We start from the raw sequence: 17,343 nt of genomic DNA on the forward strand, positions 1-17,343 counted from the left end.
GCCTCGTGATCCAGCACCATGCGCACCGCCCGTGCGCGAACCTCAGGTGCAAACTTGTTCGTCGCTTTGCTCATATCGGCTCCACTTACTCAGAAGTTGGAGCCTCCGGCAAACCCGGCGCGGTTCACCCCGTTCTAGTCGCATACCGTTACGATGTCAGCTTTCGGGCTAGGACAACTCTACGATGAACGGCACAAAATGGTCGAAAACCGCTTCAGGGGTGCGGTCGCCTTGAGCGCCGAATACAAAGCGCAAGGAATACAGGATAAAAACCCAATGAAGCTACAAACCCATAGAACAACCGACCATCTGCTCTGGCTGAGCAGGACCGATACACGTCATCGGCCAAAGCTGTTGAACAATCACCCGCTATCATCGCTGAGGTTACAACAACCATAAAGGTTGTAAGGATATAAATAACGGTCGCGGCGAGCAGATCACGCTTTTTCATATCGGCAATATGCGCGCCGCGACGGCGCACCGCAATGTCAGCTTAAGGGTAAGGCGATGTTTTCGATTAGCGGCAGAAAGTGGTCGCTTCCAGACCATCCGAATTTGCTCCAGCGGTCCAGAACCAAAGAACAGCGCCTGATTCACGCCACCGGTGAAATCGCGACGCCACACGGAAGGGTAAACACTCCCTTCAACCCATTCCCTCATATTCCGGTAACAGCTTCCCCGTCAGGCTGCCGCCGCGGCGCGCCCGCATTCCTTCCTGCCGGACCTTTGCCATGCGCCGCCTCACGACCAGTTTCATCGACAGCGCCTTTGGCCATGGCGCGGACGGCCGCCCGCTGTTCATGCCGTTCGGCCTGATCGGCGGCCAATATGCCATCCCCGACATGGCCACAGCGCAGCGCCTGCGTCGCGGCGTCGCGCGCCTGCTGCCTCTCGCCCTGCTGCCGATATTCTGCCTGTTCGCGCTGTTCCTGCCGCCGCTGCGCAACGCCTACGCCCTGCCGCTGCTCGGCGCGATGGCGGCCAGCTTCGCGCTGTTCAGCATCACCTTCTTCCTCTGGGTCCGTCACGCCACGCGCGGCCTGCACCGCGTCGATCGCGCGCAACGGGGCATGCCCGCCCTGCTCGATCCGGACGAGGCGCTCGCCCGCCGCCTGCTCGACCGGGTCCGTCCGCCGCGCACCCGTTCGGCCGAAGAGACGCTGGGCGCCCTGGCCGGTTTCGCCTGCCAGATGCTGCTGCGCCATCGCGCCGAGCAGGAGGGCACCGCCGCCCCGTTGATCGAGGTCGCGACCCATGACGGGCGGCTGCGCTATTTCGGCGATGCCTTGAATGGCCTGCTCGCCGAATATCCCGGCTCGCTCTGGGCAGGCGTGGGCGATGGCAAGCCGGCGCTGCTGCTCGGCCCGATCTTCCGCGAGATGACCGATGCCTGTGTCGGCGACTCCCGTGACTATGCCGACATGATCGGCCTGCTCCAGCGCCACTGGAGCGCCACCGCGCTGATCCTGCGTGGCCAGGGCGTGGATATCGAACGCTGGCCCGACCTTTTCGTCCGCGCGCTGCGGGAACTGGTGCAGGAAGGCGGCGACACATCGCTGCGCCCCGCCCTCCTCTTCATGCGCGCCGCCATCGCCATGTCGAAAATGGACCCGGCGGAAATATTGGTGCCCGACCAGCCCGCCGGCGATCCGCTCAGGCGCTCGCGGCCGACGTCTCGCACAGCGCCTTGAACTGGGCCATCATCTCGTCCCAGCCGGGATGGAAGCCCATTTCCTCATGCCGCGCCTTCGCCTCCGCGTCCCAGTGGCGCGCGGTCGCGGTGAAGCGGGTGCCATCGCCCTCCGCCGCAAAGTCCCAGATCGCGGTCATGAACGGCACCTGCGGTATCCAGCCGGCGGCATAGGCATCGGTTGTCACCACCCGCTCACCTGGCACCACCTCCAGGAAAATACCCTCCATCGGCCCGGTCTCCTCGCCATTCGGCCCGAACATCTGCACCGCGCTGCGGCCACCGGGGCGCATATCCTCCTCGATCACCTCGGCGCGCCAGGGCTTGGGACAGAACCATTCGTCCTTCAGGTCGGTCCACACCTTCCAGCAAATCTCGCGCGGCGCCTCGATCAGGCAGGTGACCGACAGCTCATGCTCCGCCCCGCTCATGCCGCCTCTCCCAGGAACGCCGCGTGCATCGCGCCGCTGTCCAGCTTCTGCATCACCATCATCGCCTGCATCATGCGGGCGATGCCGGCGCGGTCGCCGCTATGATAATTGTCCATGATCTGGCGCGTCACCAACTGCCAGGAGAGGCCATATTTGTCGGTCACCCAGCCGCACGGCCCGGCCGTGCCGCCATCACCGGTCAGGCGATCGAAATAGCCGTCAAGCTCGGCCTGGTCCGCGCATGCCACCGACAGCGATATCGCCTCGTCGAAGGTGAATTGCGGCCCGCCGTTCAGCGCCTGATAGCTTTGCCCGAACAGGCTGAACTCGACCAGCAGCACGCTCCCGCCCGGCAGCGGCGAAGGCGACGGATTGACCTCGGGATAATAGCTCACATGGTCGACCGACCCGCCGAAGACCGACACATAATAATGCGCCGCCTCCTCGGCCTGGCCGTCGAACCACAGACAGGGGGAAATCTTGTCCATCACCCCTCTCCCTTGCTGCCGACCAGCGCGAACATCGCGCCCTGCGGATCGGTCGCCTGGATGATCCAGGCGCCACCCGGCACCTCCATCGGCCCCTGCAGCACCGTGCCGCCACCCGCCGTCACCCGCGCGACCGCCGCGTCGATATCGCCGACGGTGAAGTAGAACAGCCATAGCGGCACCGGCATCATCGGCGGCACCGGCATGATGCCGCCGGTCATGCCATCAAAGTCCGTCGAGCCGGTCTGCGAGACAAGCTGGTAGCTGCCCATCTCGCCCATATCCATGGCCTCGCCCTTCGACCAGCCGAGCTGCCCGGTATAGAAGGCCAGGTCGTTGTCGAAATCGCCGGCATACAGCTCGTGCCAGCCGACATGGCCCGGCGCCATTGGCGGCGGCGCATCCATCCCCTCGGGGCTCGATCCCTTGAGCAGCATGAACACCGCGCCGCCCGGATCGGCCATCACCGCAAAGCGGCCGACGCCCGGAATATCCTCGGGCGGCCGCTTCACGCTGCCGCCCGCCGCGCTCAGCCGTTGCGCATCCGCGTCGACATCGGCCGACCCGACATAACCGCCCCACCAGGGCGTCATGCCGCACTCCTTCGCCTCGGCCGGGATCGCCATCACCCCGCCCAGCGGCCCGGCGCTGCCGGAAATGACCTGATAAGGGCCGTCGGGCAGGTCGCCGCCAAACGGCTCTGCCGTCCAGCCGACGACATCGCCATAAAAGGCCAGCGCCGCCGCGGGATCGCTGGTCATCAGTTCATACCAGAAGAATTTGCCGCTAAAGTCGGTCATCCTCTTTCTCCCGAAAACGATATGGGGAAAGCTCAGGCGGTCGCGTCGACCAGCACCTCGAACCCGCCATAGATCAGCCGCGCGCCGATGAAGGGCATGTCCTCGCCCTCCTTGGGCTGCATGCGCTCGTCCTTCATCACCTTTTCGGCGCCGGCATCGCGGGTCGCCTTATCGGGCCATTCGATCCAGGAGAAGACGACTTCCTCATCCTCTTCGGCGATCACGGCAGTGCGGAAATCATTGACCTTGCCGGGCTTGATGTCGTTGGCCCAGCATTCGACCACGCGCAGCGCGCCATATTCGATGAAGATCGGCGCGGCATAGGCGGCGACCTCTTTGTAGCGTTCCTTGTTGCCCTTGGGCACCGGGATCACGAACCCGTCCATATAGCTCATCGTCTCTCTCCTTGTGCAAGGTCGTCGACATCAGGCGTCGGCAGTTTCTCCCTGGTTCGCGGCCATCGCGGCGGCGACATCCATCCACATCACTTCCCAGATATGGCCGTCCAGATCGGCAAAATTGCGGCCATACATGAAGCCATGATCCTGCTTGGGGTTCGGCTCGGTCCCGCCCGCCGCCAGCGCCCTGTCCACCGTCGCGTCCACCGCGTCCCGGCTCGTCTCGCTCAAACACAGCAGCACCTGTGCGGTTTCATGGGCATTGGGGATCTTGCGCGGGGTAAAGCCGGCGAACCGTTCATGGGTCAGCAGCATCGCGTGGATCGTCTCGGAAAAACTGATCATCTGCGCGCTGTCATCGGCGAAATCATTGTTCCGCACGGCGCCGACCGCTTCATAGAAAGCGATCGCGGCGGGCAGATCGGTGACAGGCAGGTTGACGAAGATCATCTTCGGCGCGGGCGCATCGGCCATCGTCTCTCTCCTCATGCTTTCATGGCGGCTCGCACCCAGAAAAATTCCGGGCTTGAGTCGCCGACTTGAACTTTGTGCGCCCGAAGATTATATTATGCAACAGACAAGTTAGAAAAGATAACCAATGAGTCCCAACCCGCGCAAACGCGCTTATCAGGATGGCTGTGCCACCGCCCATGCGCTCGATCTGATTGGCGATCGCTGGGCGATGCCGATCATGCGGGAATTGCTGCTCGGCCCCAAGCGCTTCACCGACCTGCGCGCCAGCCTGCCCGGAATCAGCGCCAATGTGCTGACCCAGCGGCTGGAGGAACTGGAAGCGGCCAGCATCCTTGTCCGTCGCCGCCTGCCCCCGCCCGCCGCCAGCCAGATTTACGAGTTGACCCAATGGGGCCGCGAGTCGGAAATATTGTTCATGGTGCTGGGCCGCTGGGCCTGCCGATCGCCCACGATGCAGCCGGGCATGCCGATGAGCCAGGTGTCGGTGGTGATGTCGATGCGCACGATGATCGACCGCGCCGCGATCGGCGATCTGGATGCGACGATCGGCTTCCGTTTCGGTGAGGAGGAATTTCGCGCCACGCTCCATGATGGCGATTTCACCATCGACCGGGGCGAAGCGGCCGGCGCCGATCTGATCTTCACCGGCGACCAGAATGCGCTCGCCGCCATCGTCTATGGCGGCCAGTCCTTCGCCGCGATGGCGCCGGCCCTGCAGGTGGAGGGCGACCGGGCGCTGGCGGCGCGGTTCGTCCGCCTCTTCCCGCTGCCGCCCAAGGCACCCTCGACAGTCAGCCCGGCGACGCCAGCTTCATCATGACCAGGCCCGACAGGATCAGCGCCGCCGCCGCCAGCCGTGCCGGGCTGATCGCCTCGCCCAGGAAGGCGACGCCGACGGCAAAGGCCCCCAGCGCGCCGATCCCGGTCCAGATCATATAGGCGGTGCCCAGTGGCAGGCTGCGCATCGCCAGCGACAACAGGCCGAAACTGGCGATCATCGCGCACAAAGTGATGAGGCTCGGCACCAGCCGGGTAAAGCCATGCGACTGCTTCATCGCAAAGGCCCAGACGATTTCCAGCAATCCGGCAAAAAACAGGGCAATCCAGGCCATGATGGCGCTCCTTCACAAGGGGCGCCGGGCCGTCCCGGACTTGAAACCCGCATGGCGGGGGAGGACGTGGCCTCGCTTGACGAAGCCCAGATAGTCCTCCCCGATGCAGGAGGCAAGCTTTGCGGGTCTCAATGCGCCCCGTTCAGCATCCCGAACACCTGGTCGAACTCGCCGCGCTTGGTCGCCTCGCTCAGGAACTTGACCCGCTCGACATGGATCTCGGCCGGGGTCGGCTCCTGCCGCAACAGGCCCATCGTCTCGCTGATGAAATCGGCCAGCGGCATCATCTGCGGATTTTCGGCATGGCCGGGCATCAGGTCGGTCTGCACGCCCGGCGGCACGATCTCCACCACGTCGACGCCCATGTCCTTGAGCTGCTCGCGCATCGCCAGCGACCAGCCATGGATCGCCGCCTTGGTCGCGCTGTAGGTCGGCGTCGCCGCCAGCGGGACGAAGGCCAGGCCCGACGACACGGTCAGGATCGTCGCGCTCTTCTGCGCCAGCAGATGCGGCAGCAATGCGTGGGTCAGCCGGATCGGGCCAAGCAAATTGGTGGCGACCGTTGCCTCTGCGATGGCGAGGTCGATCTGGTCCTCCGCCACCATGATGCCGGCATTCAGCAGCACCGCGTCGAGCGCCGGGAAGTCCGCGACCAGCTTTGCCGCGAAGGCCGCGATCGCCGCCGAATCTTCCATGTCGATCACCATCGACGCCATGCCGGGATGGGCCGCGACCACCTCGTCGAGCGCCGCCTGCCGCCGCCCGGCGATGATGACCTGGTTGCCCGCTGCGTGGAATTCATGCGCCAGCGCCGCGCCGATGCCCGAACCGCCGCCGGTGATGAGGATGGTGTTGCCGGAATTTTTCATGGGAAAGCTCCTTAGTTTGGTGGCTTGCCCATTAATTTAGGCCTATACTCTCTTTTGGAAAGAAGGCACCGAAAAGTGCCATAGGCACCCAAAGGTAAGAAATGGTAAATCCTCTGGAATCCCGCTTCGCCACCGCTGAAATAGCGGCCGCCGAGCAATATCTCGACCATGATCCGCCGACCGAACTCGATCCACGGGTGGAGCGACTCGTCAACGAACTGATCGGACGGGTGGCTGACAAATGGACGATGCTGATCCTGGAATTGCTGGAGGAGCGCGGCACGCTGCGCTTTACCGAGGTCGGCCGCGCGGTCGAGGGGATCAGCCAGAAGATGCTGACCCAGACGCTGCGCCAGATGGAGCGCGACGGGCTGCTCACCCGCACCGTCCATCCGGTCGTGCCGCCGCGCGTCGACTATGCCCTAACCCCGCTCGGCAACAGCCTCAGCGCCGCCTTCTGCGGCGTATGGGTCTGGGCCGAACGCAATCTCGCCACGGTCGAGGGCGCCCGCGCCCGCTTCGACGCGCGCGACGCCTGACCGGCGATCAGCTTTCGGGCGGCGCGGGAACCGGCTGCAACGGCAATTTGGGCGCCTGCACCTGCGGCTGGGTCGGCACCACCGGCGGCGGCGCGCTCGGCGTTCCCGGAACAGCCGGGGCCGGCGCAGCAGGCGCGGGCGCGGAAGCCGGCGCATCGGGCAGGATCATGTCCGACGGCCGCTGCATCGGCGTGGCCGGCACCTGCCCCATCGGCGCGGGCGCGGTCGGCGCCGGCGGCTCATGGTCGTTCAGATCATCGCCGCCGACCGGGCCGACCAGCTTCACCGTCGCGCCGAAGCGCTTGCGCCATTCCTCCAGCCGCCGCAGATAATCCTCATATTCCGCCCAGAAATCGCGGAAGGGCTGTTCCAGCTCATCCAGCGCCTTGGGCGCATAGGCGGCCAGCGCCTCGGGCGTCAGCCCGTTGATGATCGTCATCGTCGCCACCGCCTTCTGGCAGAAGGCCTTCTGCGCCGGCGGCAGGGCGAAGAAATTATAGACCAGCGTGTTCAGCACTTCGCGCATGCGGATCGCGCTGCTGCCGTAACGCTGCTGATAGCTGACCTCCAGCGTGTCGTTGGCGCGCTTCAGCGACGCGCCATGCACGGTCAGCATCTGGTTGTACAATATGCGCGTCTGGCCATTGGTCTCGGGACAGCCCAGCGCCGCGACGTTCAGCCCCATGCGCACATGCCACAGCGCCTGGTCGCCCTGGGAATCGCGATTGGGGGTGATGAACTTCCCGGCCTCGTCCTTGTCCGGCGGCACCATGTCGGGCGCGGAATTGCGCGGCGGGGTCGGCATCACCGTGGGCACCACCGCCGGCGGCGGCGTGGGCGGCACTTGCTTCACCGGCGTCGCACAGGCCGCCAGCGCCGTCAGGGCAAGCAGCGACAGACGGGAAGACAGGGAACGTGGCAGGAACATCAACTACTCCGACGATCTGGCCCGGCCAACATGCCGGGCATTTCCACCGGAGGAAATATGCTTAACGCGCAGCCAGGGACGGCCCCGCCTGTGGTTCACCGCTGAACCCCCGCCCGGTTGCTGTTAAAAGCCCGCTATCCCAATTGGTTGCAATGCGGCAAGCCGAGCATCGCGAAAAAGGCCGGAAATAACCGATTTTTCTCAGTCGGCCCGCGCCAGCAGGCGCGGCATCGCCCCCTTCGGCACCGTCACGCCATCATCCGCGATCAGCTCCGCCCGGCTCAGCCGGACCTCCAGCACCACCGGCGCCATCGCCAGCGTCCGCCCCGAACGCCATGCCGCCAGGTCGGTCTGATAGCGGGCATAGGCATCGAAGAAGTCGGTGAAGGGCTTTTCCAGCGCAGCGAGGCCGGTCGGCGCATAGGCGAGCAACTGGTCCGCGGGCAGGCTGTTGACGGCCGCCCCCACCCGCACCGCCTCCGCGCAGAAACCCGCCTGTGCCGGCGGCAGGGCAAAGAAATTATAGACGATAGTATTCAGCCGCTCGCGCTGCGCGATCGCGCCGCCACCAAACTGCGCCTTATATTCCCCCTCGACCTGCGCATTGGCCCGCGTCAGCGCCGCCCTGTGCCGGGCCAGCAGCGCATTATATTGCAGCCGCGCCGCGTCGCCGCTCCCCTGGCAGGACAGGGCCGCCACGTTCAGCGCCATGCGCATATGCCACAGCGTCGCCGCCCCGCTCAGGTCGCGGTTGGGCGTGACGCGCTGACCATCGGCACCGATCGGCGGTATCTGCATGGTGGCCGTCGCGCCCATCGGCGGCAGCGGCTGGGGCACGGGCTGTGCCCGCACGGGCGTAGGCGGCGGCGCAACCGCCACCTCCCGCTGTCCCGCGCAGCCCGACAGCAGCGCGATCCCGCCCAGCAGGCACAAGAGCAGGTGACGGATCGAGGCACGCATGGACGGTCTCCGGCAAATCTGATGCCGGAAACCATGCCCGATATTGGTTAAAAGCCGATAAAGCCTGTTTTCCAGGCAGCAGGGATCAGGCCGCGCGGCGTTCCAGCGCCGTGGCGGCCTGCGCCATCAGTTCGGCGATGATGTCGGCGACCGGCTCTTCCTTGGTCACCATGCCGACCGACTGGCCCGCCATCAGCGACCCGCCCTCGACATCGCCGTCGATCACCGCCTTGCGCAGCGCGCCGGCCCAATAATGCTCGATCTGCAACTGCGCCTCGCCCATGTCGACCGCGCCGCTGTCCAGCAGGTTGGCGACTTCGCGCTGCTTCGCGGTGAAGGCTTCGGTGCCGGCATTCTTGAGCGCGCGCACCGGGATGACCGGCAGGCGCGGATCGATCTGCACGCTGGCAATCGCATCGCGCGCAGACGCGCGGAAAAACGCCTTCTTGAACGCAGGATGGGCGATGCTCTCGCTCGCGCAGGCAAAGCGCGTGCCCAGTTGCACGCCAGCCGCGCCCATTTCCAGATAGGCGGCGATCGCCTCGCCCCGGCCGATGCCGCCAGCCACGAACACCGGAACCTGCTGCGCCATTTCGGGCAGGATTTCCTGCGCCAGCACGCTGGTCGCGACCGGACCGATATGGCCGCCCGCTTCCATGCCCTCGACCACCAGCGCGTCGACGCCCGATCGCACCAGCTTCTTCGCCAGCGCCAGTGCGGGCGCGAAACAGATCAGCTTGGCGCCATTGGCCTTGATCGCCTCGATGCTGCCCTTGGGCGGCAGGCCACCGGCAAGAACGACATGGCTCACCTCATGCTTGGCGCACACCGCGATCAGGTCGAACAGCTGCGGATGCATGGTGATCAGGTTCACGCCGAACGGCTTGTCGGTCAGCGCCCTGGTCGCCGCGATTTCCGCGTCCAGCAGTTCGGGCGACATCGCGCCACAGGCGATCACGCCGAAACCGCCGGCATTCGAGATCGCCGACACCAGATGCCGCTCGCTGACCCAGCTCATCGCCCCGCACAGGATCGCGCTCTCGCAGCCGAGAAATTCGGTGCCGCGGGCCATCAGGGAAGCGAGTTTGGCAGTGGTCATAAGTTCAGCCTTCAAGAATCAAAAAGCATCCCCGAACGCGATGTCCGGGGATGGTAAAGAGAGTCACCTGACTTTCTGTAATCCGCCTTTGCGGGGATAACACCGAAAGTAAAGAGCAACTCGGCTTGATCGATATTTGGCTCAGGCCGAGCCGAAAATGGTGCTTTTCGAGAACCTCGGGCCGAGTCACGTGCCTCGGCCCGACGCAGCGTGCTTAAAGCACGTGAGCACCGGAAGCGCAGAAAGGTACCGTTTGCAGGCCGGCCTCAGCCAAATAGCGATTAAGCCGCCGGGGCGTCGAGGCCGTAGGCGGTATGCAGCACGCGCACCGCCAGTTCGGTCTCGTCCTCGTCGATCAGCACCGAAACCTTGATCTCGCTGGTGGAGATCGCCTCGATGTTGATGCCGCGTTCGGCCAGCGTCTTGAACATGGTGGCGGCGACGCCGGCATGGCTGCGCATGCCCACGCCCACGACGCTGATCTTGGCGACTTCGGTGTCGGTGATGATCCGGCGGAAGCCGATCGCGTCCTTGTTGGCTTCCAGGATGTCGACGCTGCGGGCGAGGTCCGCGCGCGGGACGGTGAAGGTGACGTCGGTCTCCTCATTGTCCTTGCTGTCATTCTGGATGATCATGTCGACGTTGATCGCCGCATCGGCCAGCGGGGTGAAGATGCTGGCCACCGCGCCCGGCTTGTCGGGCACGCGGGTGACGATGATCTTCGCCTCATTCTTGTCATGGGCGATGCCGGTGATGAGCTGACGTTCCATCTTGGTTTCCTTGAGCTTGGCTTCCAGTTCCTCGTCGCTCACGATCAGCGTGCCGGGGAGGTCGTCCTGGGTGGGATCATCGAAGGAGGAAAGCACCTGCACGACCACGCCTTCCTTCATGGCGAGGCCGACCGATCGGGTCTGCAGCACCTTGGCGCCGACCGAGGCCAGCTCCAGCATTTCCTCATAGGTGACGAGGTCCAGCTTGCGGGCACGCGCCACGATGCGCGGGTCGGTGGTGTAGACGCCGTCGACGTCGGTATAGATGTCGCAGCGATCGGCCTTGACCGCCGCGGCCACCGCGACCGCCGACGTGTCCGAACCGCCACGGCCCAGCGTCGACACCCGGCCATCGTCCATCATGCCCTGGAAACCGGGGATGACGGCGACCTGGCCGGACTGCATCGCCGCGATCAGCGCATCGGTCTCGATCGTGCTGATGCGCGCCTTGGCATGGGCCTCGATCGTGCGGATCGGCAATTGCCAGCCCAGCCAGCTGCGCGCGTCCACGCCGATCGCCTTGAGCGTCATCGCCAGCAGGCCGCTGGTGACCTGCTCGCCCGCCGCCACGACGACATCATATTCGGCCGGGTCGTAAAGCGCCGAGGCTTCCTTGCAGAAGCCCACCAGCCGATCGGTCTCGCCGGCCATGGCCGACACCACGACCGCCACTTCATGGCCCTGATCGACGACATGTTTGACGCGCGCGGCCACGTTGCGAATTCGCTCCATCCCCGCCATGGAGGTGCCGCCGAATTTCATCACGATGCGCGCCATTTGTGTGCCAAACCTGTCTATAGTTGTGAAACAAAATGTCCCAAAGGGGCAAAACGGCTGCCCTATTAGCAGCCGCGACGGATATGGCAAGCAATCCCGCCATCCGCTCGCCCTCCTTGCCGCTGCCCGCGCATCTACATGCCCCGCCTTCAAAGACATAGCTATGACAGCATGGCACATTGGCCTTCCCGCCGCCCGCTGCTAGAACCGCCGCACGGGTGCTTCGCCACCCAGCAAGACCCAAGGTGCATGATGACTGAGACGACCGCGACGATCGACCCGAAGGAAGCCGCCCATTTCGGCACCATGGCCGCCGACTGGTGGGATCCCAAGGGGTCGAGCGCGATGCTGCACAAGCTGAATCCGGTCCGCCTGTCCTATATCCGCGCCGCGATCGACCGGCACTGGGACGGCGACGATCATGGCTTCCGCCCGCTCAGCGGCAAGCGCGCGCTCGACGTCGGCTGCGGCGCCGGCCTGCTCACCGAACCGCTCGCCCGCCTTGGCGCCAGCGTCACCGGCCTCGACGCAGCGCCGGAAAATATCGCCGTCGCTGTCGCCCATGCGCAGGGACAGGGCCTCGCCATCGACTATCGCGCCACCCCGGTCGAGCAGGTCAGCGATACCGGCTATGACCTCGTCACCTCGATGGAAGTGATCGAACATGTCGCCGATCCCGCCGCCTTCGTCCGCGCGCTCGCGGCCAAGCTCGCGCCCGATGGCCTGATGATCCTCTCCACCCCCAACCGCACGCCGATGTCGCGCCTCGCCATGATCACCATCGGCGAAAGCATCGGCGGCATTCCCAAGGGCACGCATGACTGGGCCAAGTTCATCACCCCCGATGAACTGACCGCCCTGCTCGAAGACGCGGGCCTGGAAGTCACCGACAGCAGCGGTCTCGCCTTCGATCCGGCGCGCGGCTTCACCCTGTCGGCCAACACAGCGATCAACTATCTGCTGACGGCGCGCCACAAGGGCTGACGAAGACTCGGGCGCGCCAGCCTCAAGTGGACCGTCCCGCCATGGTCGACGCGCGCCCCCGCCATGCTGCGCCATGCCGGTCCACGCACCGGAATAGCGCGCGGTTTTCCGTGACTTCTTCCCTTCCCCTGTCATCCAGCGCCAGAGAGGCCACTCAAGAAACGCTGTTCTCACAAAAAGCATTTGCAACTAAATTTTAATTCCCAAACATCTTAAGCATCTAAATGGCAAATTCATTTGCGAAATTGTCATTTCATCTTTCACCTGATAAAAATGCGGGGTGCAGACATTGCCGGGTCGCCGTCTGCACCTTCGACCGCATGCGGGCCGACCAACGACGTCCTTCCCGCCCCCGGCCGATCATCCGCTCTCAGGAGATCGAAACATGAAACTGCTTTTCTGCCTCTGCCTTGCCGTGCCGCTGCTGCTGCCGGCGGCGTCCCGCGCCCAATCATCCGCCCCCTCGATCGACGTGACGGCGCCCACCACCGCCCCGCCCACGCTCGACCGCTGGGTCGAACGCACCGGCAACATCCTCTCCAACCGGCTGCGCTATCCCACCATCCTGTCCGGGCCGGAGGAAGGCATCGTCCAGGTCAAGTTCGCCTGCAGCGACAGCGGCGCGCCCGCCGGCATCGCCCTGCTCAACTCATCCGGCTCGCGCCAACTCGACAAGGCGGCGATGCGTGCCATCCAGAGCATCCCGACCCTGCATCCGCTGCCCGCCGGCATCGGCGCCGGGCAGAATTATGTCGCGACCATCCTCTTCGCCACGACCCAGGCCAGCTACAACCGGCAGATCCGCGATCTCCGGCGGCAGGCGCTCGACAATAATGCCCGCTTCGCCCGCCGCGCGGGTGGCCCGGCCATGGCCATCGCCCTGCTCGACACGCCGGACACTCCGCGCGCCGCCAACTGAGCCAGGCTCTGCGGGCGCGTGAAAGGGGCGCGCCCGCAGTCCCCCTCGCTGCGCCCCGTGCGTTGCACTATCCATCGGCTGATGGCATCACCGGCCGATCGGGACAGCCGCTTGAGCCCGCGGCACAGCGAGGGGGATCATCCTATGGCCATGGATCCGCGGATCGACGCCTATATCGCCGCCCAGGCGGACTTCGCCCGTCCCATTCTCGACCATATCCGCGCGCTGATGCACGCCGCCTCGCCCGACATCGGCGAAGCGGTCAAATGGGGCATGCCCTTCTTCACCTACAAGGACCAGAATCTCGCCAACATGGCCGCCTTCAAGGGCCATGCCGCCTTCGGCTTCTGGCATGACAAGGTTGGCAGGGAAGATGCCAGCGACGACGCCATGGGCCAGTTCGGCCGCCTCACCGCCCTTGCCGACCTCCCCTCCGACGCGGCGATCGCCGGCCTGATCGCCCAGGCCATGGCCCTGATCGAAGCCGGCGATCGCCCACGCACCGGCCCCAAGACACCCAAACCGCCTTTGCCCGTCCATTCCGCCCTCGCGGCCGCCATCGCCGCCAACCCGGCAGCAGAGGCGATCTGGGCCGCCTTCCCGCCCGGCAAGATCCGCGACTATTGCGAATGGATCAATGAGGCCAGGACCGACGCCACCCGCGACAAGCGCATCGCCCAGGCCGTCGACTGGATCGGCGAGGGCAAGGGCCGCAACTGGAAATATGAGCAGAAATAGGGATCTACTTTCGCCCCTCTCGCGGCTCTGCGGGCCAGCAATTGGTGCAGCGCCGCCAGCAACTGACGCCCGGCATCGCGGCCGCCGGCTTCAGCCCCGGTTCGGGATGCAGCCCTGCCAATATCTCCGGTGAAACACCCTCCGGCGCGGCGCGGCTGTGGCACATCAGGCATCGGGCGCGATAGGCTGCGCGGGTCAGGCCGGAATGATCCTCCTGCGCGCGCGGCGCCACCGGCATGGCGAGCAACATGCCCGCCACCCCGATGAAAATGGCCATGCCCCGCGCGCATATCGTGCGGGGCATGGCCATATTGTTCGGCGACCTGTTTAGAATTTTTGGCCGAACCTTATGCCGAAGAATTGCGGCTTGATCGTGAAGGTGCGCGAGCTGTTGGCGCAGAAGTCGATCGAGCAGAAGGTGTTGCGCGTCAGCTGCCCACGCTTGTCGAAGGCGTTCTGCAGGAACAGGGTGACGCTCCAATTATCCTTCTTGATCCCGCCCGAAAAATCGAAGCTGACAAAGCCCTTGGTATTGCCCAGCAGCTCGTTGCTCTCGACGTTCAGATCCTGCGTCGCACCGGTCTGATAGAGCGCCGCGCCCTGGACATAGGCGGCATAGTCGCCCAGGTCGGTGTCATAGCGGATCGATGTTGTGCCCTTGAAGCGCGGCTGGCGCGGCAGGCGGGTGCCGTTGGCGGCCGCGACCTGCGGCGTCGGCGGGCTCGATCCTTCGACGAACTCGCCCAGCGTACAGCTGCTCAGCTGCGCGATCGACTCGGTCTCGGTATTGAGCGCGAAGTTGCAGAAATCGCCCTTCAGCTTGGCATCGTTGAACGCGCCGGAGGTGGAGATCGTCACCTTGCCCAGCCGCAGGTCCGCATCATATTCGATGCCCTTGACCTCGGCCTTGCCGGCATTGCCGGTCATGCCCGCGCCCTGTGCGCCCGACACGACCACGCCATATTGGATATTGTTCCACTTCTCATAATAGACGGCGGCGTTGAAGCGGAAGATATTGTTCCAGGTCGTCTTCACGCCGACCTCGAAATTGGTCAGCGTTTCCGACTTGAACGGCGCGACATTGACGATCTTGCCCAGGCTGCGGATGCGCAGCGGCCGGTTGAACCCGCCGGGGCGGAAGCCGGTCGAATAGTTGAAATAGACCATCTTGTCGGGCTGGAACTGCCAGTCGAGCGCGACCTTGTGGGTCTCGCCATCTTCCTTGTAGCGGCCGGTGCCGTCCGCCGCATTGGGGTTGGTGTTGACGCAGGTCAGCCGCTCGTCATCGGGCAGCGGCGTGGTGCAGCCCACGCCTGCGGCCGATCCGGCCACGCCGGCAAAGCCCCGAACCTTGTAGTCGGTCCAGAAATAGCGGATGCCGCCGGTCAGCTTCAGCGTCGGCGTGATGTTGTAATGGCCTTCGGCAAAGACCGCCTTGTCATGATAGAGCTGGTCCTGCTCGACATAATAGAAGGCGTCGCCCTTCACCGCCTGGGTGCCCAGGATCATCGTGCCCAGCGGATTGCCGTTGGCGTTGATGACGTCGCTGGTATCGAAATAGGGATTGCCGTCATCGTCATAGGCGATGCCATACATGGCCGGCACGCCGATCAGCCCCCCCGCCACATCGCCGCCGCCGGTCGCGGTATAACCGGTGATCGTATCCAGTCCGCGGATCGCATAGCTGGTGTTCAGCTCATTCTTCTGCCGCTGGTAGAAGCCACCGACGGTCACGTCGAACGGCCAGTCCTTGGGCGTCGAGATCCGCAATTCCTGGGTGAATTTGTTGCGGTGCGTGTCGGCATGATAATATTGGGTCGGGTTGATCATCTGGCACTGCTGGCTGGCGCCGGAGCCGGTGCAATTGTCGAAGAATTGCAGATAGCTTTCATAGCCCGGCCCGAAGCCGTCATAGGTGACCGTGTAATAGGTATAGTCGTTCAGCGTGCGGGTGCGACGCTTGAAATAGCCGGTGGCCGAGACGATGTCCCAGTCGCCGATATGGCCGTGGATCGACAGCGCCGCCTGATACCAGCGATCGTTATTCTTGGTCTGGTCATAGTCATGGACTTCCAGGTCGCCGACCCGCGGATCATAGCCGAAATAGCCGCGCGCCACCTGCTTCTGGGCCGTGATCTCGGGCGTGATGTCCCAGCCCTCGGTCGGCTGCCACAGCAGCTGGAAGCGGCCGCCAAATTCGCGGATGGTGTTGTAATCATCCTTGGCGATGTCGCTATTGTCGAGCGTGTAGGATGTGTTGGGGTTGTTGTCGCCCAGCGTCAGGGTCGACGAACTGCCATCGTTGAACGTGCCGTTGTTGGGCGTATTGTCGATATAGCCGCCGTCGCGGCGATAATAGCCCATGGCGCGCACCGCCAGCGTCGGCGCCAGCGGCACGTTGATGTAGGATTCCAGCTGGCCGCCGAAATCGCCCTTGCCATATTTATTGGCTTCCACGTCATAGCCGAACTCGAACTTGTCGAGCTTGGGCTTGTTGGTGATGAGGCGGATGGTGCCGGCCAGCGAGCCCGCGCCATAGAGCGTGCCCTGCGGCCCCGACAGCGCCTCGACCCGCTCCAGGTCATAGGCATGGATATCGGGCACTTCGGTGCCGGTGATCGGCATGTCGTCGAGATAATAGCCGACCGAGGCATAGGCGCCGCCGGCCGGCACGATGCCGCGGAAGAAGGCGGTATTGCGGCCCGGGCCGATGCCCTCGAACGAGACCGACGGCAGCAGGGCGGCGAAATCGCTCAGGCCCTTCACCTGTCGTTCCTGCAATTTCTCCGCGCCCAGCGCCTGCATCGAAATCGGCACCTTCTGGATGCTCTGCGCGCTGCGCGTCGCGGTGACGACGATCTCGCCCAGCCCCTGTTCGGCCTCGGCGGCGGCCGCATCGGCGGCGGCGGCATCCGCCGCCGGGGCCTGCGCCAGTGCCGGCGCGGACAGGATCATCGGTGTGAGGAACGTGCTCGTGCCCAGCGCGCAGAACGTGCGCACTCTTCGCGAGCGGAGACGAATGGCCATACGAATACCCCCTGATACGCGTTGCGACTCGTCCTCTCCTGCGAAATTCGCCCGGTGCTCCGGGTCTCCTTCCCTGACGCGTTCGCATGGCCTCGCGCACAGGCGGCCGACAGGGCGAAGGATGCCCCGCCCGAAAGAGAGACTCTTTCAGGATCGCCGCCAGACGCTGGCCACGCTGTTTATCTGTTTTATAATCCCCGGACAGTTCGCTTTTGCAGCAATCAGAACAACTGTCCTAAATTCGATACTGCCGATCGGACACGCCCTGTCAAGCGGCTGTTCGGCTACTTTTTGAAACTTTTACGACAAGCTGACTCGACGCCCGCCTGCAGCCGACATA

General features: G+C 64.7%; 19 protein-coding genes. 6 read left to right on the top strand and 13 right to left on the bottom strand.

The genetic code is table 11. The features are described 5' to 3' along the window. Positions 1-731: 731 nt before the first annotated feature. The gene (locus CG471_RS24535; RefSeq protein WP_099234089.1) at positions 732-1,691 is read left to right on the top strand and encodes a hypothetical protein; all 960 of its coding nucleotides are present in this window, start codon (positions 732-734) and stop codon (positions 1,689-1,691) included. Here the strand turns inward: CG471_RS24535 and CG471_RS24540 are convergent. From CG471_RS24540 to CG471_RS24560, 5 genes are read right to left on the bottom strand one after another with little or no spacing between them, the layout of a single operon-like run. Next, the gene (locus CG471_RS24540; protein ID WP_099234090.1) at positions 1,654-2,121 is read right to left on the bottom strand and encodes an SRPBCC domain-containing protein; all 468 of its coding nucleotides are present in this window, start codon (positions 2,119-2,121) and stop codon (positions 1,654-1,656) included. The two genes, CG471_RS24535 and CG471_RS24540, sit on opposite strands and share 38 nt — an antisense overlap. Beyond that, positions 2,118-2,609, bottom strand: a complete 492-nt coding sequence (locus tag CG471_RS24545; RefSeq protein ID WP_099234091.1) for a VOC family protein — start codon at positions 2,607-2,609, stop codon at positions 2,118-2,120. The genes CG471_RS24540 and CG471_RS24545 overlap by 4 nt, the downstream gene beginning before the upstream one ends. After that, the gene (locus CG471_RS24550) at positions 2,609-3,409 is read right to left on the bottom strand and encodes a VOC family protein (RefSeq protein ID WP_099234092.1); all 801 of its coding nucleotides are present in this window, start codon (positions 3,407-3,409) and stop codon (positions 2,609-2,611) included. Before CG471_RS24550 ends, CG471_RS24545 begins: the two co-directional genes overlap by 1 nt. Positions 3,410-3,441: 32 nt before the next feature. Next, positions 3,442-3,804 carry a DUF1428 domain-containing protein gene (locus CG471_RS24555; RefSeq protein WP_010337556.1) on the bottom strand — a complete coding sequence of 121 codons (363 nt, stop codon included), beginning with the start codon at positions 3,802-3,804 and terminating at the stop codon, positions 3,442-3,444. A 30-nt stretch (positions 3,805-3,834) separates the two neighbouring features. After that, on the bottom strand, positions 3,835-4,281 hold the full coding sequence (locus tag CG471_RS24560; protein WP_004208034.1) for a VOC family protein: 447 nt from the start codon (positions 4,279-4,281) through the stop codon (positions 3,835-3,837). Between the two features lie 124 nt (positions 4,282-4,405). Between CG471_RS24560 and CG471_RS24565 the strand changes: the two genes are divergently transcribed. Next, positions 4,406-5,101 carry a helix-turn-helix domain-containing protein gene (locus CG471_RS24565; RefSeq protein ID WP_099234093.1) on the top strand — a complete coding sequence of 232 codons (696 nt, stop codon included), beginning with the start codon at positions 4,406-4,408 and terminating at the stop codon, positions 5,099-5,101. Here the strand turns inward: CG471_RS24565 and sugE are convergent. Then, positions 5,073-5,393, bottom strand: a complete 321-nt coding sequence (gene sugE, locus CG471_RS24570; RefSeq protein ID WP_099234094.1) for a quaternary ammonium compound efflux SMR transporter SugE — start codon at positions 5,391-5,393, stop codon at positions 5,073-5,075. The genes CG471_RS24565 and sugE overlap by 29 nt on opposite strands. Before the next feature lie 128 nt (positions 5,394-5,521). Beyond that, a complete protein-coding gene (locus tag CG471_RS24575) occupies positions 5,522-6,262 on the bottom strand; it encodes an SDR family oxidoreductase (protein WP_099234095.1) in 741 nt (246 codons plus the stop codon). Between the two features lie 101 nt (positions 6,263-6,363). Between CG471_RS24575 and CG471_RS24580 the strand changes: the two genes are divergently transcribed. Then, complete coding sequence (locus CG471_RS24580) at positions 6,364-6,801, top strand: helix-turn-helix domain-containing protein (protein ID WP_099234096.1); 438 nt, start codon at positions 6,364-6,366, stop codon at positions 6,799-6,801. Between the two features lie 7 nt (positions 6,802-6,808). Here the strand turns inward: CG471_RS24580 and CG471_RS24585 are convergent, their stop codons facing one another. The 4 genes from CG471_RS24585 to CG471_RS24600 form a co-directional block, all read right to left on the bottom strand. Continuing rightward, the gene (locus CG471_RS24585; protein WP_099234097.1) at positions 6,809-7,729 is read right to left on the bottom strand and encodes a hypothetical protein; all 921 of its coding nucleotides are present in this window, start codon (positions 7,727-7,729) and stop codon (positions 6,809-6,811) included. Positions 7,730-7,930: 201 nt separating this feature from the next. Beyond that, positions 7,931-8,689, bottom strand: a complete 759-nt coding sequence (locus CG471_RS24590) for a hypothetical protein (protein ID WP_099234098.1) — start codon at positions 8,687-8,689, stop codon at positions 7,931-7,933. Positions 8,690-8,774: 85 nt separating this feature from the next. Continuing rightward, the gene (locus CG471_RS24595) at positions 8,775-9,788 is read right to left on the bottom strand and encodes a nitronate monooxygenase family protein (RefSeq protein WP_017501365.1); all 1,014 of its coding nucleotides are present in this window, start codon (positions 9,786-9,788) and stop codon (positions 8,775-8,777) included. Positions 9,789-10,069: 281 nt separating this feature from the next. Further along, positions 10,070-11,335, bottom strand: a complete 1,266-nt coding sequence (locus tag CG471_RS24600) for an aspartate kinase (RefSeq protein ID WP_004208043.1) — start codon at positions 11,333-11,335, stop codon at positions 10,070-10,072. A gap of 249 nt (positions 11,336-11,584) precedes the next feature. Between CG471_RS24600 and ubiG the strand changes: the two genes are divergently transcribed. The 3 genes from ubiG to CG471_RS24615 all read left to right on the top strand — a co-directional run bounded on the left by ubiG (position 11,585) and on the right by CG471_RS24615 (position 13,976). After that, positions 11,585-12,319 carry a bifunctional 2-polyprenyl-6-hydroxyphenol methylase/3-demethylubiquinol 3-O-methyltransferase UbiG gene (ubiG, locus tag CG471_RS24605; protein WP_099234099.1) on the top strand — a complete coding sequence of 245 codons (735 nt, stop codon included), beginning with the start codon at positions 11,585-11,587 and terminating at the stop codon, positions 12,317-12,319. Positions 12,320-12,704: 385 nt separating this feature from the next. Beyond that, entirely contained in the window at positions 12,705-13,238 is a 534-nt protein-coding gene (locus tag CG471_RS24610) for an energy transducer TonB (protein WP_017501367.1), read from the top strand. 144 nt (positions 13,239-13,382) lie between these two features. Beyond that, entirely contained in the window at positions 13,383-13,976 is a 594-nt protein-coding gene (locus tag CG471_RS24615; protein WP_099234100.1) for a YdeI/OmpD-associated family protein, read from the top strand. Positions 13,977-13,980: 4 nt separating this feature from the next. Here the strand turns inward: CG471_RS24615 and CG471_RS24620 are convergent, their stop codons facing one another. Both CG471_RS24620 and CG471_RS24625 read right to left on the bottom strand, forming a co-directional pair. Next, entirely contained in the window at positions 13,981-14,253 is a 273-nt protein-coding gene (locus CG471_RS24620) for a hypothetical protein (RefSeq protein WP_037491694.1), read from the bottom strand. Between the two features lie 50 nt (positions 14,254-14,303). Beyond that, complete coding sequence (locus tag CG471_RS24625) at positions 14,304-16,931, bottom strand: TonB-dependent receptor (RefSeq protein ID WP_099234101.1); 2,628 nt, start codon at positions 16,929-16,931, stop codon at positions 14,304-14,306. Positions 16,932-17,343 lie beyond the last annotated feature (412 nt).

It is taken from the genome of Sphingobium sp. IP1 (assembly GCF_002708645.1).
Classification (GTDB): Bacteria; Pseudomonadota; Alphaproteobacteria; order Sphingomonadales; family Sphingomonadaceae; genus Sphingobium; species Sphingobium yanoikuyae.

Coding starts and splice junctions, on each gene's coding strand:
- CG471_RS24600 (WP_004208043.1), bottom strand. CDS start 11,335: ATGGCGCGCATCGTGATGAAATTCGGCGGCACCTCCATGGCGGGGATG.
- CG471_RS24625 (WP_099234101.1), bottom strand. CDS start 16,931: ATGATCCTGTCCGCGCCGGCACTGGCGCAGGCCCCGGCGGCGGATGCC.
- CG471_RS24535 (WP_099234089.1), top strand. CDS start 732: ATGCGCCGCCTCACGACCAGTTTCATCGACAGCGCCTTTGGCCATGGC.
- CG471_RS24615 (WP_099234100.1), top strand. CDS start 13,383: ATGGCCATGGATCCGCGGATCGACGCCTATATCGCCGCCCAGGCGGAC.
- CG471_RS24620 (WP_037491694.1), bottom strand. CDS start 14,253: ATGGCCATTTTCATCGGGGTGGCGGGCATGTTGCTCGCCATGCCGGTG.
- CG471_RS24575 (WP_099234095.1), bottom strand. CDS start 6,262: ATGAAAAATTCCGGCAACACCATCCTCATCACCGGCGGCGGTTCGGGC.
- CG471_RS24590 (WP_099234098.1), bottom strand. CDS start 8,689: ATGCGTGCCTCGATCCGTCACCTGCTCTTGTGCCTGCTGGGCGGGATC.
- ubiG (WP_099234099.1), top strand. CDS start 11,585: ATGATGACTGAGACGACCGCGACGATCGACCCGAAGGAAGCCGCCCAT.
- CG471_RS24540 (WP_099234090.1), bottom strand. CDS start 2,121: ATGAGCGGGGCGGAGCATGAGCTGTCGGTCACCTGCCTGATCGAGGCG.
- CG471_RS24555 (WP_010337556.1), bottom strand. CDS start 3,804: ATGAGCTATATGGACGGGTTCGTGATCCCGGTGCCCAAGGGCAACAAG.
- CG471_RS24550 (WP_099234092.1), bottom strand. CDS start 3,409: ATGACCGACTTTAGCGGCAAATTCTTCTGGTATGAACTGATGACCAGC.
- CG471_RS24610 (WP_017501367.1), top strand. CDS start 12,705: ATGAAACTGCTTTTCTGCCTCTGCCTTGCCGTGCCGCTGCTGCTGCCG.
- CG471_RS24580 (WP_099234096.1), top strand. CDS start 6,364: ATGGTAAATCCTCTGGAATCCCGCTTCGCCACCGCTGAAATAGCGGCC.
- CG471_RS24585 (WP_099234097.1), bottom strand. CDS start 7,729: ATGTTCCTGCCACGTTCCCTGTCTTCCCGTCTGTCGCTGCTTGCCCTG.
- CG471_RS24565 (WP_099234093.1), top strand. CDS start 4,406: ATGAGTCCCAACCCGCGCAAACGCGCTTATCAGGATGGCTGTGCCACC.
- CG471_RS24595 (WP_017501365.1), bottom strand. CDS start 9,788: ATGACCACTGCCAAACTCGCTTCCCTGATGGCCCGCGGCACCGAATTT.
- sugE (WP_099234094.1), bottom strand. CDS start 5,393: ATGGCCTGGATTGCCCTGTTTTTTGCCGGATTGCTGGAAATCGTCTGG.
- CG471_RS24545 (WP_099234091.1), bottom strand. CDS start 2,609: ATGGACAAGATTTCCCCCTGTCTGTGGTTCGACGGCCAGGCCGAGGAG.
- CG471_RS24560 (WP_004208034.1), bottom strand. CDS start 4,281: ATGGCCGATGCGCCCGCGCCGAAGATGATCTTCGTCAACCTGCCTGTC.